Genomic DNA, 17,803 nt, shown 5'->3' on the forward strand with positions numbered 1-17,803 from the left:
AGTGGGCACTCCTGTTTTTTTATGCTACACAGCGACCTTCTTGCCTTCTCGATGAGGGTAATTTGAATCGCTGGGAGCCGCGGTGGACGCCAGAGGATATGTCTGAATCTGCTAAAGGGAAGGGGAATGACAATGAATGAAAAAACTATGGATCCCGGAGTACTTCTTCGCCAAGTTCCGTTGTTTCGCGATTTGTCCGACGGAGAAATGGAAGGTCTTTGCAGGATGATGATTCAGCGTTCCTATCGTAAAAAAACGATCGTATTTACGGAAGGCAGTGAAAAAGAAGCTGTATATTTTATCCAAAGCGGGCTAATCAAAACGTACAAGACGGATGAAAATGGACATCAACAAATCGTATCTTTTCTGAAAACCGGTGATATGTTTCCGCATACCGGGTTGTTCCATACGAATCAATATCCAGCTACGGCAGAGACGATTGTGCCCACGACGCTGCTTGCGATGCCCATCAAGCCCTTTGAGGTTTTTCTTAGTAATACTCCCGGTATAGCGGTTAAACTGTTAAGGGTGATGAGCGAGAAAATCCTTGAACTGCAGGGGAAGCTGCAGGAACTGACAGGACAAGATGTGCAAAACAGAGGGCAGCTATTTCTACTAAAGCTCGCAGAGACGAACGGCAGGGAAAAAAGCGGGAAACTTCTTATTGAAATACCTATGACCCACCAAGATATCGCTAATGCAATTGGTACGACTAGGGAAACGGTTAACCGTCTATTAAATCAGCTTCGCAAGGAGGGCATTGTAGAAGCTGATCGTTCAGGGTTTGTGATTCATGATATCGAGGCGCTCCAGCACTGGAGAGACAATTAATGCTGTTAAATATCCATATAAGCACTTCTTCATTATATTGAAGTTTAGAATGTTCGAAAGTGAGGAAGATCACCAATTCGGGTTCTACCGATTCATTATAATTGTTGCGGTGTCTCCATTTTTAGCTCCACATGCATTGGCTTCATCTGTATCCAGATGAAGTTCCATTTGGTAGTCATCGGACACTCGAGCACTAACATGATGAAGGATACTGCCTCGTTCCCCTTCAATTTGTACACTCAAGTCTTGCTTATCTAGAATTCCGTAGCGAGCGGCCTCTGAAGAGTGAAAATGAATGTGCCGAGCAGCGATGATCACGCCACTGTCTAGAGTGACAGAGCCCTTCGGACCCGATAGAACAATACCGGGGGTGTCATTTAAATCGCCGGATTCGCGCAAAGGAGCCTTTATTCCTAGTACGAGAGAGTCTGTCATAGATATTTCTATTTGTGTTTTTTTTCGTAAGGGGCCAAGAACCCGAACCTTGTTAAACTGCCCTTTTGGACCAATAATTTTCAATATTTCTTCACTGGCAAACTGACCAGGTTGCGATAGTGGGCGATAAGGAATCAATTCATATCCGATCCCGAATAAAGCTTCGAGATCTTTCTGATTTAAATGAACATGTCTGGCAGAAACGCCTACAGGAATGGGGATATTCATCAATTTGTCTCCTCTAACAATGAAAATGTTTTTTGCGCAATGAGAAGTTCTTCGTTAGTAGGTATAACCAAGATACTTACAGGAGAAGACTCCGTGGATATGAATCTCTCTGTCTGTGTGCGTTCGGTATTTTTTTCAGTGTCAAGCATAAGACCAAGAAAAGTTAATTGTTCACAGACGTTACGTCTTAAAGAAACTGAATTTTCTCCAACTCCACCTGTGAAGACCAAAGCATCAATCCCATTCATCACTGCGCTATAGGCACCTATATATTTTCTTATCCGATATTCGTACATTTCAAGGGCTAATATCGCCCGAGGATCTCCATCAGTAGCAGCTTGTTGAACTTCTCGAACATCACTGCTTATACCTGAGATACCTAGAAGTCCACTATGTTTATTAAGCATCGAATTCACTTCGTTAATTGTCAGATCTTCCTTTGATAAAATAAATGGGATAATCGCCGAATCAATATCACCTGAACGCGTCCCCATCATTAAACCCTCTAAAGGAGTCATTCCCATACTAGTATCCATGGATTGTCCACCTGAGACCGCAGCACAACTGGCTCCGTTACCTAAATGGCAAGTAACAATCTTTAAATGTTCAATTGGTTTATTTAATAGCTGCGCCGCTCTTCGACTTACATATTCATGGGAGGTACCGTGAAAACCATAACGCCGGATACCGTATTTTTTATAAAGAGATAGTGGTATCGGGTATAGATACGCTTTTTGTGAAATGGATTGATGGAATGCTGTATCGAATACCGCGACTTGCGGAACATCCGGCATGTGCCCGGTGACCGCCTGAATACCAACCATATGTGCTGGATTATGCAGTGGGGCAAGATCGTAGAGTTGTCGTATCTTTTGCTCTACATCACTGTTAATTAATGTTGCGGAACGAAACCATTCTCCTCCATGCACAATGCGGTGTCCAACTGCTTTAATCTCGGAGATGTGTTCAAGAACGCCATAATCTTTATGAATAAGAAGCTTCAGCATCGTACGGACAGCATCTGAATGGTGTATGATTTCTTGTGTTAACCGTATTTCGTCTCGCTCGTCTCGTTCTACAGTAATGATGGCTGTTTCAGAGCCAATTCGCTCAATACGTCCTTTGATCAACATCATCTCTTTAGTCATCTCATATAGTTGATATTTCAATGAAGAACTACCGGAATTTATAACAAGCACCTTCATATACGATCACCTCCTTCATTATAATGAAAAAATCCCTTTCCAGTTTTAAGTCCAAGTTGCCGAGCCCGTACCATTTTCTTCAATAACACATTCGGTCTGTATTTGATATCACCTAATTCGTGAAATAACGTCTCCATAGAAGCAAGCACGGAATCAAGGCCAAAACGATCAGCCATTTCTAAAGGCCCGTAGTGGAATCCATAACCAATCCTGATTGCTTCATCAATATCTGTAGCTTTTGCTACTCCTTCAGACAAGGTGTGAAGTGCTTCGTTAATCAGTGTACAAATAATGCGTGTAGTCACATATCCAGGCGATTCATAGACTTGAATACTTGCCTTATCTAAAGTCTGCTCAACAAATTGTTTCGTAATTTGAAATGTTAGATCGGATGTTTTTAAACCGCGAACGATCTCTACTAATCTCACTTGTCCTGCAGGGAAGAGAAAGTGCAGACCTATTACACGCTCCTTATGTTCCATAGCCTCAGCTAGCTCTGTCAAACTAAGTGTTGCCGTATTACTTGCTAGAATGGCGTCAGGTCTAATACTATTTTCCAAGTTGCAGAACAATTGCTTTTTCACGTCAAGTTGTTCCGACACAGCTTCAATAATCATGTCACACTCAAGAAGCATCTGCACATCTGAAATGGGAATGATCTTGGCAGTTATTTGCTTCTTTTCTTGATGAGTCAAAGCCCAGCGTTCGATTTGTTTATTTAAGCTGGCATCCAGCAATCGTAATCCATCATTCAGTTTTTCTGGGGATTTATCCATGAGATATACATCTATGCCCTTAGCAGCAAGAAGTTCAGAGATACCACGTCCCATTGTCCCAGCACCAATTACACCGACTTTTTTAATGTCCATTTGTACGATTCCCCTTCCTCCACATCCTTCCTTATTGAAACATGTATTAGCAATTACGACTGTGATTATCCTCACAGAAAGTGACCAAGATAGAAAATATTATTTACTGCAGCCATTCCATATTGGCTTGATACGGAGATTAGTCACTAAAAGAAAAAGTACTCTGTGACATTTCTCACAGAGTACTAGTTAAAAAAGTAGTACATTACCGATTTTGGGATGATAAATACAGACGTATTATGTTAGCGGCCTACGATCTCAAGAACGTCGCCGGGGGCCATCGCTTTGCCCTTTAATCCTCGCTCTTCAAGTTGCTTTATAAACTGTTTCTCATCCTGCTTGATGCCTGGGAAAGTGCTGTGGTGAATCGGAACAGTTAGCTTCGCGTTGTACCACTCCGCCGCCTGGAGCGCATCTTCAGGTCCCATCGTGTAATGGTCGCCGATCGGAAGGAAAACGACGTCGATTGGATGACGCTCGCCGATCATTTTCATATCGCTGAACAAGGATGTATCGCCTGCATGCAGAATTGTTAAGCCTTCGGCAAACACAAGGAAGCCGGCAGGCATACCTGCATATAAAATCTGTTTCGTTTCCTCAATGACGATACCAGAGCTGTGGAAAGCTTGGATCATCTTCGCCTTCGCAAAGCCAAGATCAAATGTACCTCCCATATTCATGCCGATTGAATTTTTTACGCCCTGCCAAGACATGTAGGACGCGAGTTCGACGATAGAGACAACTGGCGCATCGTTGTTGGCACTCGCTATTGGCGCTGCGTCGAGAATATGGTCCATATGAGCATGGGTTAACAGCACAGCGTCGGTAATGATTTCCTCTGGCTTGATTGTGGCTGTGGGGTTACCGCTTAGGAAAGGATCAATGATGAGGGATTTCTCACCGGTATGGATTTGAATGCAGGCATGACCATGATATTTGATTTTCATAATATAGCGCTCCTTTATTTTTTTCGTGCATTTGAAGTATATATTGTATAATTACTTTAAGAAAGTACGCAGAATTTTCGTATATAGTATTAAAAATCATACCTTTGTAAGGGGATTGAATTGTGGGCGATCGAAGAAGCAAATATGGTTCAAATCCAAACGTAGAAGGATGTCCTGTGGAGACAACTCTTGGTGTCATCGGCGGGAAGTGGAAAGGGATTATTCTTTATCATCTCATTGATGGGACGAAAAGATTCAATGAACTTCGACGTTTCAATCCGGGAATTACGCAGTTCATGCTTACGCATCAGTTACGGGAGCTTGAACGGGATGGCATCATTCACAGAGAAGTTTATAAAGAAGTTCCGCCCAAAGTAGAATACTCTCTTACCGATTTTGGAAGGACCTTGGAACCGCTCATCCTATCGATGAAGGCATGGGGGGGAACTTATAAAATTAGACTTAACGAAAGTAGAATGTCGGAAGGGAAAGCAATTGAATTTTCGAATGACTGAGGTGTACATAACAAAGCACGAAAATTCCCATACTTCCATATTCCCTTCCTCCTACTTCGGTAGGGGGATTTTTCATAAGGACAATCGAAAGTTAAATAGGCGTTCACTCTATGGGGTGAACGCCTATTTATTTTCTTGTATGGAGGAAGTCCTTCGTCATTTGCTTTCCGCAGCCTTTTGCGGAGAAATAAGGTTTTTTTTGCGTTCCAACAGGCTTTTCTGTAGGAATACTCGGTTGTGATTGTTCACTCGCCTTGGATTATCAGCTGCTAATTTACATTCCCTTCGGTAATGATTGTAGACGGTAATAAGTCGATTCGATAGGATCAGTGTAGTCGGACGGCGAGTTGTTAGTCGATGTTACGATATGCTGCAAATGAGAGCCTAGCCATAAGCTGGCCATCCAGTTAGGGCCTCTGGGGGAATAAAAATAAGGGAGGATACAAGTGGAATACGAGAAATATGAGGATCTGGTTCGGATCGAGAAGCAGTCCGTAGAGATTAGGGAGAATCAGTATTCGTCCTACTGTGACTTTATTTATTATAACTCTTCCCGCCATCCCGAACTTCAATTAGCTATGCGGGTGCTGAAGCCTGAAAAGCCCTCGAGGCTCGTAGTGACGACACATGGCTGGCATATGAGCATACCGCCTTTCGAGGCCATGGATACACCATGCGTCGATGAATTAATTGTTGAAGTCGATATGCGAGGACGAGCATTTTCTGATGGTTCTCCGGATTGCAACGGCTGGGAGCTGTTCGATGTGATTGACGCAGTCACCTATGTACAGCAAAAATATGAAAGCTTTATTGAAGATATCTCGCTCGTCTATTTTGAGGGTGGAAGTGGTGGAGGTGGGAATGCTTACGCCATCATAGCCAAGTTTCCCGACTTCTTCACGGCAGCGACGGCGATGTGCGGCATTGCTGACTATGCGGTCTGGTATGAGAATGACGCGATTGGTGAATTTCAAGATGAGTTGGACGTCTGGATTGGACATCCTCCGCGAGCCAATCCAATGGCTTACGCATCAAGAAGCGGGCTAGCCTTAGCTTCGAATCTGCTAACTCCCTTATTTATTTGCCATGGAGATACGGATATTCGTGTGCCTGTTGATCATGCCAGGATGTATAAGGAGCGTTTGGAAAGGCTTAATTTGAGCGATAGGTTGGATTATTGGGAACTGGAAGGGGTTGGAACGCGCGAGCATTGGGGAAACGCCACACAGCAACAGTTGGTGGAAATACATAGCCGGAGCGAGCAGCATCGTGCAAGGCATGTAAGATCAATTGATATTCCAGAACGAGGACGGTTTATGATAGGTGGCTACTTATTTACGAAGCGCTTCTCTATCGTACTCGATTCGCTCGATCACATGGCCGTGGTCGAATATGACTTGTTTCAAAACCAATTTATTGTAACAACCGTACAAGGAGATGAATGTGGATATAAGTTGGAGCTGTATGGCTGAATGGTTTAATCAGGCATAAGGTTGTTAAAGAAAATATAGAAATCCGCTGATCATGCATGCGGCGAAATGTCAGAAGGAGGAGGAGCACCATGCTTGCACCACATAAGGTTGTCCCCGGAACAAAAGTTAGGCCTTCGGCGGCCGAAAGAAAACGAATCGGCAAATTGCTCATTCGCGACCAATGGCTATATTACATGCTGCTGCCCGGCATTATTTATTTTATTTTGTTCAAATATTTGCCAATGTGGGGTGTCCTGATATCGTTTCAAAATTATCAGCCATTTCTCGGATTCTGGCATAGTGATTGGGTGGGCATGCAGCATTTCACCCGTTTTTTCGGGGAGCCAACGTTCTGGATGCTGCTTCGCAATACGATCGTGCTGGCGATGTACAATTTGGTTTTCTTCTTCCCGCTGCCGATCATTATCGCACTCCTGCTGAATGAGGTGCGCAAGGAAGCATTTAAACGTTTTGTTCAAACGATGATTTACATCCCGCATTTTTTTTCCTGGGTCGTAGTTGTCGGTATGGTCTATATGCTGTTTACCGTTGAAGGTGGGCTTGTTAACGAACTGATAGCTAAGGCAGGCGGCGAGAAAATCAATTTCTTGATCAGCAGCGAATGGTTCCGTACGCTCATTATGTCTGAAGTGATCTGGAAGGAAACCGGCTGGGGCACGATTATTTTCCTAGCGGCACTCGCAGGGGTTGATCCGCAGTTATATGAGGCATCGAAAATAGACGGTGCTGGCCGTTGGCGACAGCTGTGGCATATTACACTGCCCGCGATTCGAAGTACAATCGTTATTTTGTTCATTTTGCGACTCGGGCATTTTCTGGATACGGGCTTCGAACAAATTATTTTGATGCTAAATGCGTTGAATCGCGAAGTAGGCGAGGTTTTCGATACGTACGTATATTCTGTAGGTATTAATCAGTCTCAATTCAGCTACAGCACGGCGGTGGGTCTGTTTAAATCGCTTGTTGGCTTAGTGCTCGTTCTTGTAACGAACGCGCTCGCCAAAAAATTCGGGGAAGAGGGCATTTATTAATGCCGAAAGGAGGGGATTTATGTGGGCCGAAATCTAGGCAGTCGATTGTTCGATATGGCAAACTATGCATTCTTGCTGCTGCTCGGGTTGTTGACGGTCGTGCCGTTTCTTTATATGGTGCTCGGCTCGTTCGCTGCGCCTGAGGAATATGCCAAACAGGGAATTGTTCTCATACCAACACAGTTCTCACTGTCGGCGTATACGTATATTTTTTCAACCGATACAATAATGCGAAGTCTACTTAACACAGTCATTATTACGATTGCCGGTACATTTATCAACATTGTGTTTACGTCTCTGATGGCTTATCCATTATCGCGCAAGGAGCTGCTTGGGCGCAGACCGGTTATGCTGCTCATAATTTTCTCAATGTTGTTCAGCGGTGGGATGATCCCAACTTTTCTGATTGTCAAGGCGCTGGGGCTCACGAATACCTTATGGTCGCTGCTGCTTCCAGGTGCGATAAGCGCGTTCAATCTCATTATTTTGAAAAACTTTTTTCAACAAATGCCTGAAGGGCTAGAGGAATCAGCCAAAATAGACGGCTGCAATGACATGATGATATTATTCAGAATCATATTGCCGTTGTCGATGCCTGCCATAGCCACGTTTTCTCTGTTTTATGCGGTTGGGCATTGGAACTCATTCTTCTCAGCTATTCTATATATTAACGATACGACGAAATGGCCTATTCAGGTACTGTTGAGGCAGGTAGTCATTATGTCTGAAGGGGGTATCGGTGATTCAAGTCAAGTGAACGAAGCCGTTGCGCTTCCGCCCCAATCACTCAAAATGGCTGTTATCACCGTTTCGACACTGCCTATTCTGATCGTATATCCATTTTTACAAAAGCATTTTGCCAAAGGTGTATTGTTAGGCTCAGTTAAGGGTTAAATGATTGAACCATATAAAAGGGAGGCAAAAACAAGATGGAAAGAAAAAAGATTGGGAATAGAGTGCGACTATGGGGTTTGGCATCTCTTGCTTTAACGACTTTCCTCGCGGGATGCGGGGAGCAAGGTGCGTCTCCGTCAACGAAAGCTCCAACGGCCACGGAGGCCGCAAAAGAGCCGCTCAAACTATCGATGATGAATATGTATTACTCGGCTGAGCCTCCAAAGGCTGATAACGAGGCGATCAAGCTAGTCGAGGCTCATACGAATACGAAGCTCGACATTACGTGGGTGCCCAATTCCGCATACAACGATAAAATCAATGCCACAATTGCGGGAGGCGAGCTGCCCAAAATTATGATGATTGCGAGCAATAAGTCTTCGGGTATTGTTAATGCGGTTAAGTCCGGGATGTTCTGGGAGGTCGGGCCTTATTTAAAAGACTTTCCGAATCTTAGCAAGTTGAATCCGCTGGTGTTGAACAATATATCAGTAGATGGCAAGGTTTATGGTATTTACCGCAGTCGGCCTGTTGCCCGAGAAGGCATTATTTATCGTAAGGACTGGCTGGAAGCAGTAGGTCTTACTGAGCCCAAAACGATTGACGATTTTTACAATGTAGTGAAGGCGTTTGCAACGAAAGATCCAGACAAGAATGGTAAAGCTGACACTTTCGGCATGTACGAGGGTAGGGGGATGAACGGCTTTCAGACCATTCTGAGCTGGTATGGCGGGCCAAATTTATACGGTGTGCAGGACGGCAAGGTGGTACCTGATTTTATGTCCAAAGAGTACATCGACGCACTCAAGCTGTATAAACGGATGTACGATGAGAAGCTAATCAATCTGGATTTCGCCGTCGTTCCTGGTACGAAACGTCAAGAGTCGATTAACCAGGGAAAAGCAGGACTCATTATCAGCACACTGGACGATGTAAACTCAGGCTTTAACGATTTGGTTAAGGCGAACCCAAGTGCGGTGCTTGACGTAGCCAGTCGGATTAATGGACCTAAAGGCGAACGGCTCATGCTGTACAACGGGGGTTATGTCGGCGTTTATATGTTCCCAAAGACGAGCATCAAAACCGAGCAGGAGCTGAAACAAATTCTTGGCTTTCTTGATAAGCTTGGTGACAAAAAAATGCAAAACCTGTTTGAATGGGGAATCGAAGGCAAGCATTATAAGGTGGAAAATGGCAAACCAGCTCGTCTTGACGGCAAGGCGTACGAAACGGATATTAGCTCCATTTATCAGCTTCGCTATGATGATGGAAGCCAAACCGATGCGGGAGAAGATGTGCCAATTGTCAAGAAGTATAAGCAAATGTTCCAGAAAAACACGGAAATTGCCGTCGCCAATCCAGCGGAATCATTCGAATCAGCAACGCTAGCGGAGAAGGGCTCTGAATTGACAAAAATAGTCCAAGATGCGCGAATCAAGTTTATTATGGGTAATATTGACGAGGCTAGCTGGAACCAGGCGGTTGAGCAATGGCGTAAAAGCGGCGGTGATAAAGTTATTGAAGAATATACCGCACAATATAACAAGCAGAAAAAATAAGCGTTAGTGAATCGCAAGACGAGACAGTCGTATCTGCGTTACAATGGAAACACTGACTCCAGCTGAACGCGGGAGCTTACAACAAGTTGCTGTCTTATGGAGGTTGATCTTTAATGAAAATCCGTTCACCCCGTTTTTTGATAAAGCTGTTCTTATTCAGTTTGGCTTTGGGCACACTGCCTGTCCTCTTGCTTGGTGTACTGTCGTACAATAAGTCGTCTGCTATGATCGAGGATAAAGTGGCGAAAGGAAACCAACTGAATTTGCAGCAAACACAGCAACGGGTGGAACAGATTCTCCGGGCAGCTGACACCTCGGCCACTCATTTCATTAATTCAGCGCTGGTCGTCAGCGCGATAAATATGAAGCTTGCACCGGAACAGTTCGAAACGGTTAACGGCTTGCTTCAGGGGCTGCATCAGTTGCAAAGCTTCGAGCTTGGGATCGATGATATCGTGCTTGCCAGCTTCAATCAGGGGTGGGTGCTCGATAATAATACAGAGGTATTATCGTTGTCGGATTATCGCAATGCCGAGCTGATTGAGCGGTATAAGCGGGATAGCAAATCCACATTCTGGGCCCCGTCGGTGTCTGGCGATCAAGTACATTTGGTGAAAAAGCTGCCTTTACATTCGCTGAATCCGTCGGGGTTGCTCATTGTCAAATTTCGGAGTGCAGAGCTTGCTCGCTTGCTAGCTGGCAGCAATGAGCTTGGTGAGGCAATGATCGTCAGTGAAACAGGTGGGTTGCTTGCTCACAGCGACCTCTCTGCGATTTCGCAGACAGCCGGGTACGAGGAAGCGCTGCGGATTGTGCGTACTAGCGAGGAACCGGTTGGAAGTTTCCGTACGACTGGTAATAATCATTCCGCAGTGGTCTATCGGAAATCCGCATATACGGGTTGGGCTTATGTATCTATTGCATCTGTCGATCTTATCACACAAGATTCGAAGGCCATTGAGTGGTACACCTACACCATTTGTTTCATTATTTTAGTCATAACGTTAGCTTTGTCTTGGCTTGGGGCGAGCCGGATGTACCGTCCGATCAACCGGCTTTACCGTGATTTACAGGCTGAGCCGGAGCTTAAGCCAATTGGCAGTTCCGACGAAATTGGCTATATTGGCAGCCAGGTGAGGAATATTCTGGGTGTGCAAAGCAACTTGAAAAATATCGTTGAGCGGCAGCGGGTCCAATTGGAAGAGCTGTTTATGATCAAGCTTTACGAAGGCGAGTTGGCACAGCGTGAAATCAGTGAGAAACTTACCGCTTTCAAGTGGGATCGGAAGTGGACGCAAGTGTGCGTCATTGCAGTACAAATTGATGCGTTACGCGATACACGCTATGAAGAGATAGATGAGGATTTACTGCTTTTCTCCATTAATAATATGGCGGAGGAGCTTATACCGCTGCAGCGGAGATTGAAGCCTGTCGTCATGCACCGTAAGCAGGTCATGCTGATTGGATGTGCAGCAGGTGAGGAGAACAATTTTAAGCAGATAGTCAATGATCTGTGCGCTGAAATAAAGCAAAAGGTGGCGCAATTTCTGGAGTTGAGCGTTACCTTGGGAGTCAGCCGGTTTTATGGAACGATTAGCGATGCCCGGTCCGCTTATGAGGATGCCAACGAAGCACTGAAATATGCGATTCGTATGGAGCCGGGCTCCGTTATTTATATTGAAGATGCTGAGCCAGAGGGAACACAATTAGATCGGTTTCCCGTGACGCTGGAAAGGGAGCTGCTCGATGCCATCAAGCTGGCCGATGAAGAACTGGCCAATGAGCGGTTGTCCGCATATTTGCAGAGTGTCTTCCAAGAGAAAGTCAGCCATCGTGAATATTTCGTGACACTAACATCGCTGCTGCTTGCACTTGTACGTCTGAAACAGACGTTAGGCGACGAGAAAGAAGCTGTATTTGAGGGCGAGAAATCATTGATAGACGAGCTGTACAATTTGAAGACGGTGAGAGAGGTGGAACAGTGGTTTGGGCAAACGCTGATCCACCCCCTTATAAACCGTTTGGAAGGCCTGAGAAAAAAGCAATATGCTCGTATATCCGACCAAATGCTCGCTATGATTCACAATGAGGCGGAAACAGAGCTATCGCTCGACGTCTGTGCTGCAAGGCTTGGCTATCATCCCGACTATATCCGTGGTGTGTTCCGTAAGGAGGTTGGTGTTAACTTCAGCGAATATTTATCTGATTATCGGCTTAAGCAGGCAAAAGAGCTGCTAACCGATACAGAGTTGAAAATCACCGACATTGCAGAAAAACTGCACTACACGAATCCACAAAATTTTATTCGCTATTTTCGCAAGCAGGAAGGAATGACACCTGGACAATACCGTGATTTGCAAAGGAAAAAGGAGTGATCAATTGATGATCAATAAACGAATTGGCAAACCCCAGGCTCACATGTCTACGTTCTCTCGGGCCGCTAAAAGGGGTCTCGCACTTACGGCCATCTGTTCTATGCTCTGGTCGAGTCTTGTAGCCATTGGAGTTTCAACCCCTGCTGCATTGGCAGATACACCTCCTCGTGCTGCTATTATTCGCGATGGAACGACATATGCGCTGGATTTCAACAGTGGCACGATGTCGAACGGAACCTATAACGATGGTGTACGTAATGCGTTCAAATTTGCTGGAGACACGGCGAATGTAGCCTTGTCGGGGGGAGAGTTGGCAGTCAGTCCTGTTACCGCATCTACAGTGGGTGTTTTCGACTACGGCTTCACGAATGTCCCTGAGCATAAATACAGTGACTTTGAAGCTTCATTCGATATGACGGTGACTCAGCGCGAATTAAACCGTCAGCTTGGCGTTCAATTCCAGAAGAATGGCTGGAGCGATGGTTGGGATGCTCAGCTCAAAGCGCATGTAACCTTTGATGCCAAAATGAATTTGTTCGAAGGCTCGACTTCAATTGCTAATACGGATGGGAACAAATACAGAGGCTTGAAGGAGTACGGGATGCCGGGATTGAACCGGGATACGTTGCCGTGGGGGACATTCCGGATGAAGCTATCGGCTGAGGGGAATCGAATTCGCGCCTATGTGAACAACGCAACTGTGCCGATTATCGATGTAACACGTGGCTCGGCAATAAGTGAAGGATTTATCGGTGTGTTTGCCAATGCTGCTACCGGATTTCGCATGGATAATTTTGTGTTTAATCGTCTTCTTCCTGTATCAGATCGGGAGCAAGTCAGACTTGTGGGTGATACAAACGGCTTTTATATCTTTATTCCGGAACTAAATGAGAGCGTTTCCAAATTTAATATACGCTACCGCAATGTAACGGATGGAACCGCTGCGCAGCTCAGTGTTTATAATGGCGAACGCGGCAGCTATGCACGGATTGGCGGTTTGACTGCCGGCAAAGATTACAGTGTCGAGCTGTTACCGGTTTACACAAGTGATCGTACACTTGTCGATACCGAGCTGACCATGTACCAGGGTGCAACAGTTCATGTAGGCAATCCGTTACAGACACAGCTATCGCTGTCAGCTGGTGAAACGTTTTATGGAGCATCCAAATCGATTGATTACTCGGTCATTGGCGCAGATGCAATCCGCTACACTCTCGACGGCTCTGAACCGAATTTAACCCATGGGACGGAAGTGACTGGCGATACCATTTTTAACGGATCGCTGACGCTCGACCATACTGCCACGCTGAAAGCCGTAGCCATTCAGGACGGTCAGATCAAGGCGAGCAAACAAGAGACGTATGTGGCTGGCGCGAATCCTGTTACCATGTCTGCCTCCCAAGTTTTTTATGACAGTCTCCCAGTTTCAGTAGCATCCAGTTATGCCGATGCGATTATATATACGCTAAACGGAACGACTCCACAATACAATGCGGCGACCGATACGGCTGCCAACGGTATGATGGTCAGCGGTGCTGCAGCTAATATTACCGTAACAGATTCCGTCTATATGCAAGCACTGGCGGTCAGGGGTGGTGTAGCCGGAGCTGTGATTCGTTCAGCTACGTATACAAAAGTCGCTTTGAATAGCGGACTGGTTACGTCTTGGGATTTTACAAGCCATACTGTTCTCCATGCGGAGGAGCAGGATGAGCTGTATGGCAAAAACTCTGCTCCGTGGAGTAACCTTCTTGGCTGGGACGTGAATTCTGATAAGGGCGTCTACGCCAATCATATTGTTACAGACAACGTGTACCGCGATGTGAACGGCGTGCATCTGTTCACGACATCGGAGCCGATTCAGTCTACGACATCCAATCCGAATTTTTATCTGGATACGCATGATGCTGGCCTGCAGCCGATTCCATCGGCTTACCGATACGTCAGTGTATGGCTGAAGGCGAATCATACGGCGAATGCCGCTATTTATTTTGCCACGGATGCAGGAGCAGATACGAATAAGTTGAGCGAATCACGTAAAGTGGCGTTTCGTAATACGGCGGCTGAGACGCCGGAGTTTCAGCGCTATATTATCGATATGGGGGATAATCCTGGTTGGACAGGAAATATTACAAAGCTGCGCATCGACCCGATGGCCACTTATCCAAGCATGAAGAATGGCATTGAAATTGTTGTGAAGGAGATTTCGCTGCTTCGCAAGCAGGATCTTCCAGCTGAAATCCGTCTGACGAAGTTTCAATCTTCTCCTCACGAAATTGTATCACCAGGCGACCATTTTCAGGTTGAGGCGGTGCTTGAAAATATTGGCGCGGACGCTTCAGGGATCTCCATCCAACTGGATGCCCCTGACTTCGTGGAGGTGACAAGGGTATCTCCGGCACCGGGGACGACGCTCGCTTCAGGGCAAACGCTTCAACTTGTGTATGACGTAACGGTTACAGGCACAGGCGCCGGAGGCATAGGGCTGACAGTGACGGGCAGCGGTCTCCCGACAACCAGGGACACGGCGCGATTGTTCAGCGTGGCGAACTCGCTTCCGGAGAGCGGGCAGCCGGATGATCTCATCCTCGGCGATGCAGACAAACGGCTCGTATTTCCGTCGCCAGCTTCGACAGGGCTTGGCGGTTATGGTTTCGGTTGGTTGGAAGCGAAACGTGCAGGAGCTTGGGTACGCATAGCCGTACTGCCTTCGCTTGGCAGCGTGCAGCAGATCGTTTACGGTGATCAGTTGGCCGTCCGAGAGCTTTATGCACCAGCACCGGACCCAGAGTCGGATGGCAACTTCGTGGTGTCATTCACCGATCCAGAAGGAGCGGCATGGAGCGGCAGCATAAGCATTACATCAGATGTGTATGGAGACTTTCAGCTCACCCACACATTGCAAGCTAACTATCTGCGGCAAATTGCTGCAATCGTCGGTCCCACGTTATTGTTAGGAGAAGCGGGAATTGCATCTGTGGATCCGCAGCAGAAGGTGATTACCTCGACCTCGTCAACAACAGGGGATTACGTAAATGAAGCTTTGTTCCCAGGTTTGGAATGGCTTGACGATCACAATCTGAACAACCGTTCTTCGGATACACAGGCGGTTTTGAATTCGTCAGATGCGTTCCGTTATGTGCCTCATCCGCGTAAAATTACCGTCCCATTGATGGCGCTGCGCAAAGGAGGCATTTCATTCGGGCTGATGTGGGACGCTCGGCAGTCATGGGACGGTGTACACGATCAACCTGCGGCATTTTTCGCGCTGCCTAACCGTCTGGAGCGAGGGGAAGATACGGTGTCTGCGAAGCTAAGCTTATTCATCCCGTCTGTTCTTAACGGGGTTAACGAAAATGCCACAATTGCCACGGGTATACCTGCCTATTACGAGCAGGTGACGGCTAATGCCAATAACGAAAATCCAGTGCGTCAGCCGTACTCCTTGCCAGCAGCGCAACCTATATCGCTGCATTCGAGGTTGTTCGTGTCGCATGATACGGAAATTTCGTCGACAGTGGGGCGATGGATCAGGACGTATGGACTACCTGAACCTCTTGCGTATGCAAGCGGAACGATGCAGAAAGAAAGCAAAGCCCTGCTCGGCAGCTTCGAGAATTTATGGCTGCCTGAGCAGAATCAATGGATGAACCGGATCGGTCCAACCGCCACGCCTATCATTACGTCTGCTTTTGTCATGCCATATGCGGTGCTTGGGCCTTATGGTGATGCCAAGAGGAGGACACTAGCTGAGCAGCGTGTACAAACCGCAATGAATCAAATCGGCACGAATTATTCCACATATGGATATATATTGCCGTTTTACTTGGATGGTATCGCTGTTAAAACGATGGAAGCACTTCAAACCATAAACGTTGATTCATTAGTCGCTTCGGCTAAACTTGTAAATCCCTCTAGTGTTACAGCGGGCGTATATTGGGATTATCAAACCTATATCCAGAAAAAAGGCTTTCCTGTCAGCGCCTATATGGGTGCACCTAATGAAGTGACGCCAGGCTCAAACGCCGAGTTTGCTTTCAAAATGCTGCGTCAAGCCCGTATGACCGGAAATGTCAATGCTTCGGTTTATGGCAAGGCAGCGATTGATTACATGAACTCGAGTTTCACCTTGCCACGGGGCTCACAGTCTTGGGAGCTGCGGAACATGATTCCAGAGCTAGAAACAGCTGCCTTCGCCGTTCGCGCTAACGTTGAGGCCTATCAAATCACAGGGCTTGCTGCATACTTGGCGTACGCCAGACAATGGGCCGATCGCGGATTGCCATTCATATATGTATGGGATGATGGCAGCTACGGAATCAGTAAGAGCAACGGTGAAGGAGGGGAGTTTGGGAGTCATACGTTTATGCGCTATGGCGCTCTTGCCGCTTTCGGGCAGTCGATTTATCGAAGCGACGGTAAGCCGCTGCCAGGTACTTGGTTCGGCCGTCCAGTCCAGTGGTCAGGACATGATTATGGGATTGCGCTGTTAGAGTTGGAAGCAGCGATGAAGCAGCAGGGAAGCTGGAACAGCTATATACAGAATGGCGGGGTTGATTATCATAAAGTTAGCCTGGGGCTATCCGTCAGCGGCTCACGCCAGACAACGGCAGCCGATGCTGAGTATCCTCGTCATCTATATGATGCGACCAGTCTTTTGAAATGGGAAACGTCCGATTATTTATATCCCAATTACCAAGGCGCTGAACTACTTGGCAAGCTGCTTGGTTCGAAAACAAGCCCGCAGACCGTAAAAACAACCTTCGGCGCTAAAGAGATTCGTGTCAGCGCTGCGGCGGATGTGAAGTCAGTGACCCCTCAAACGAATGAACTACAACTTAAATTAGGTTTTGAAGAGCCTGGTGACTACACGATACTTGTTCAAGGCACTTCTGTCATAGGCGGAGCCACAGTCGTTGAAGGTACGGCTCAAATGGTTTCATTCGCTGCCCGTTCTGGTAGTGGGCTAGGGGAGATTCATCTCCGCGTAGTGGCTGAGGGGAGTTCTGAAACCGTGCTGAGACTCACGTCAGTAACTTGGAAGTAAGTTGTATTCTTACAAAAAAGGCATTCACTTAACCGGGTGAATGCCTTTTGCTGAACGGTGAGAAAAGACGTTACGTTAAAGAAAGTGTTATAGTGGACGTATTCTCACAGATAAATAGTGGTGTAGTTCGCTGTAGGCAAATTTTCTTTATCTTTCTGATTGCGAAACTGGTGTGGAAAATAATATTAAATAAAACATTGCATTCTTTGTCGAAACCATGCTATATTATCAATCCGGCCGCAAGACAGGCTGGTGAGAGCAACTGAAAGTAACTCAAAAAAAAGTAGTTGCACATTAAAAGTAAACATGGTATATTACTTCTCGCTGCTTCGGTAACACGGCAGTGAGCGAAAGAAATTGATCTTTGAAAACTG

The 17,803-nt window shown here is 46.3% G+C and carries 12 protein-coding genes; 8 read left to right on the forward strand and 4 right to left on the reverse strand.

Annotated elements, in window-relative coordinates:
• Nucleotides 1-132: 132 nt before the first annotated feature.
• Nucleotides 133-831, forward strand: coding sequence for a Crp/Fnr family transcriptional regulator (locus ASL11_RS12205; protein ID WP_056614052.1), 699 nt, complete (start codon nt 133-135; stop codon nt 829-831).
• An 84-nt stretch (nt 832-915) separates the two neighbouring features.
• Here ASL11_RS12205 and pduL read toward each other — a convergent pair whose 3' ends face one another.
• The 4 genes from pduL to ASL11_RS12225 form a co-directional block, all read right to left on the reverse strand.
• A complete protein-coding gene (pduL, locus tag ASL11_RS12210; RefSeq protein WP_056614055.1) occupies nt 916-1,494 on the reverse strand; it encodes a phosphate propanoyltransferase in 579 nt (192 codons plus the stop codon).
• A complete protein-coding gene (locus ASL11_RS12215; protein ID WP_056614059.1) occupies nt 1,494-2,699 on the reverse strand; it encodes an acetate/propionate family kinase in 1,206 nt (401 codons plus the stop codon). The genes pduL and ASL11_RS12215 overlap by 1 nt, the downstream gene beginning before the upstream one ends.
• The gene (locus tag ASL11_RS12220) at nt 2,696-3,568 is read right to left on the reverse strand and encodes a 3-hydroxyacyl-CoA dehydrogenase family protein (protein ID WP_056614062.1); all 873 of its coding nucleotides are present in this window, start codon (nt 3,566-3,568) and stop codon (nt 2,696-2,698) included. The genes ASL11_RS12215 and ASL11_RS12220 overlap by 4 nt, the downstream gene beginning before the upstream one ends.
• Before the next feature lie 242 nt (nt 3,569-3,810).
• On the reverse strand, nt 3,811-4,515 hold the full coding sequence (locus tag ASL11_RS12225; protein WP_056614065.1) for a metal-dependent hydrolase: 705 nt from the start codon (nt 4,513-4,515) through the stop codon (nt 3,811-3,813).
• 122 nt (nt 4,516-4,637) lie between these two features.
• On the opposite strand from ASL11_RS12225, the gene ASL11_RS12230 reads away from it, so the two are divergent.
• From ASL11_RS12230 to ASL11_RS12260, 7 genes are all read left to right on the forward strand, one after another.
• The gene (locus ASL11_RS12230) at nt 4,638-5,030 is read left to right on the forward strand and encodes a winged helix-turn-helix transcriptional regulator (protein ID WP_056614068.1); all 393 of its coding nucleotides are present in this window, start codon (nt 4,638-4,640) and stop codon (nt 5,028-5,030) included.
• A 446-nt stretch (nt 5,031-5,476) separates the two neighbouring features.
• On the forward strand, nt 5,477-6,502 hold the full coding sequence (locus ASL11_RS12235) for an alpha/beta hydrolase family protein (RefSeq protein WP_056614071.1): 1,026 nt from the start codon (nt 5,477-5,479) through the stop codon (nt 6,500-6,502).
• 194 nt (nt 6,503-6,696) lie between these two features.
• Nucleotides 6,697-7,554: an ABC transporter permease gene (locus ASL11_RS12240; protein WP_442953063.1), complete on the forward strand. Its 858-nt coding sequence runs from the start codon at nt 6,697-6,699 to the stop codon at nt 7,552-7,554.
• Nucleotides 7,555-7,608: 54 nt separating this feature from the next.
• Nucleotides 7,609-8,448 carry a carbohydrate ABC transporter permease gene (locus ASL11_RS12245; protein WP_056614100.1) on the forward strand — a complete coding sequence of 280 codons (840 nt, stop codon included), beginning with the start codon at nt 7,609-7,611 and terminating at the stop codon, nt 8,446-8,448.
• A gap of 35 nt (nt 8,449-8,483) precedes the next feature.
• On the forward strand, nt 8,484-10,007 hold the full coding sequence (locus tag ASL11_RS12250; RefSeq protein WP_056614077.1) for an extracellular solute-binding protein: 1,524 nt from the start codon (nt 8,484-8,486) through the stop codon (nt 10,005-10,007).
• A gap of 113 nt (nt 10,008-10,120) precedes the next feature.
• The gene (locus ASL11_RS12255) at nt 10,121-12,382 is read left to right on the forward strand and encodes a helix-turn-helix domain-containing protein (protein ID WP_056614080.1); all 2,262 of its coding nucleotides are present in this window, start codon (nt 10,121-10,123) and stop codon (nt 12,380-12,382) included.
• Nucleotides 12,383-12,389: 7 nt separating this feature from the next.
• Nucleotides 12,390-17,429: an FN3 associated domain-containing protein gene (locus ASL11_RS12260; RefSeq protein WP_056614083.1), complete on the forward strand. Its 5,040-nt coding sequence runs from the start codon at nt 12,390-12,392 to the stop codon at nt 17,427-17,429.
• Nucleotides 17,430-17,803: the final 374 nt, after the last annotated feature.

This window comes from Paenibacillus sp. Soil750 (assembly GCF_001428045.1).
In the GTDB taxonomy this organism is placed as follows: domain Bacteria; phylum Bacillota; class Bacilli; order Paenibacillales; family NBRC-103111; genus Paenibacillus_E; species Paenibacillus_E allorhizoplanae.

What these genes read in the sequence shown, in the direction of transcription:
- ASL11_RS12205 (WP_056614052.1), top strand. Translation starts at nt 133, where the DNA reads ATGAATGAAAAAACTATGGATCCCGGAGTACTTCTTCGCCAAGTTCCG.
- pduL (WP_056614055.1), bottom strand. Translation starts at nt 1,494, where the DNA reads ATGAATATCCCCATTCCTGTAGGCGTTTCTGCCAGACATGTTCATTTA.
- ASL11_RS12215 (WP_056614059.1), bottom strand. Translation starts at nt 2,699, where the DNA reads ATGAAGGTGCTTGTTATAAATTCCGGTAGTTCTTCATTGAAATATCAA.
- ASL11_RS12220 (WP_056614062.1), bottom strand. Translation starts at nt 3,568, where the DNA reads ATGGACATTAAAAAAGTCGGTGTAATTGGTGCTGGGACAATGGGACGT.
- ASL11_RS12225 (WP_056614065.1), bottom strand. Translation starts at nt 4,515, where the DNA reads ATGAAAATCAAATATCATGGTCATGCCTGCATTCAAATCCATACCGGT.
- ASL11_RS12240 (WP_442953063.1), top strand. Translation starts at nt 6,697, where the DNA reads ATGCTGCTGCCCGGCATTATTTATTTTATTTTGTTCAAATATTTGCCA.
- ASL11_RS12245 (WP_056614100.1), top strand. Translation starts at nt 7,609, where the DNA reads ATGGCAAACTATGCATTCTTGCTGCTGCTCGGGTTGTTGACGGTCGTG.
- ASL11_RS12250 (WP_056614077.1), top strand. Translation starts at nt 8,484, where the DNA reads ATGGAAAGAAAAAAGATTGGGAATAGAGTGCGACTATGGGGTTTGGCA.
- ASL11_RS12255 (WP_056614080.1), top strand. Translation starts at nt 10,121, where the DNA reads ATGAAAATCCGTTCACCCCGTTTTTTGATAAAGCTGTTCTTATTCAGT.
- ASL11_RS12260 (WP_056614083.1), top strand. Translation starts at nt 12,390, where the DNA reads ATGATCAATAAACGAATTGGCAAACCCCAGGCTCACATGTCTACGTTC.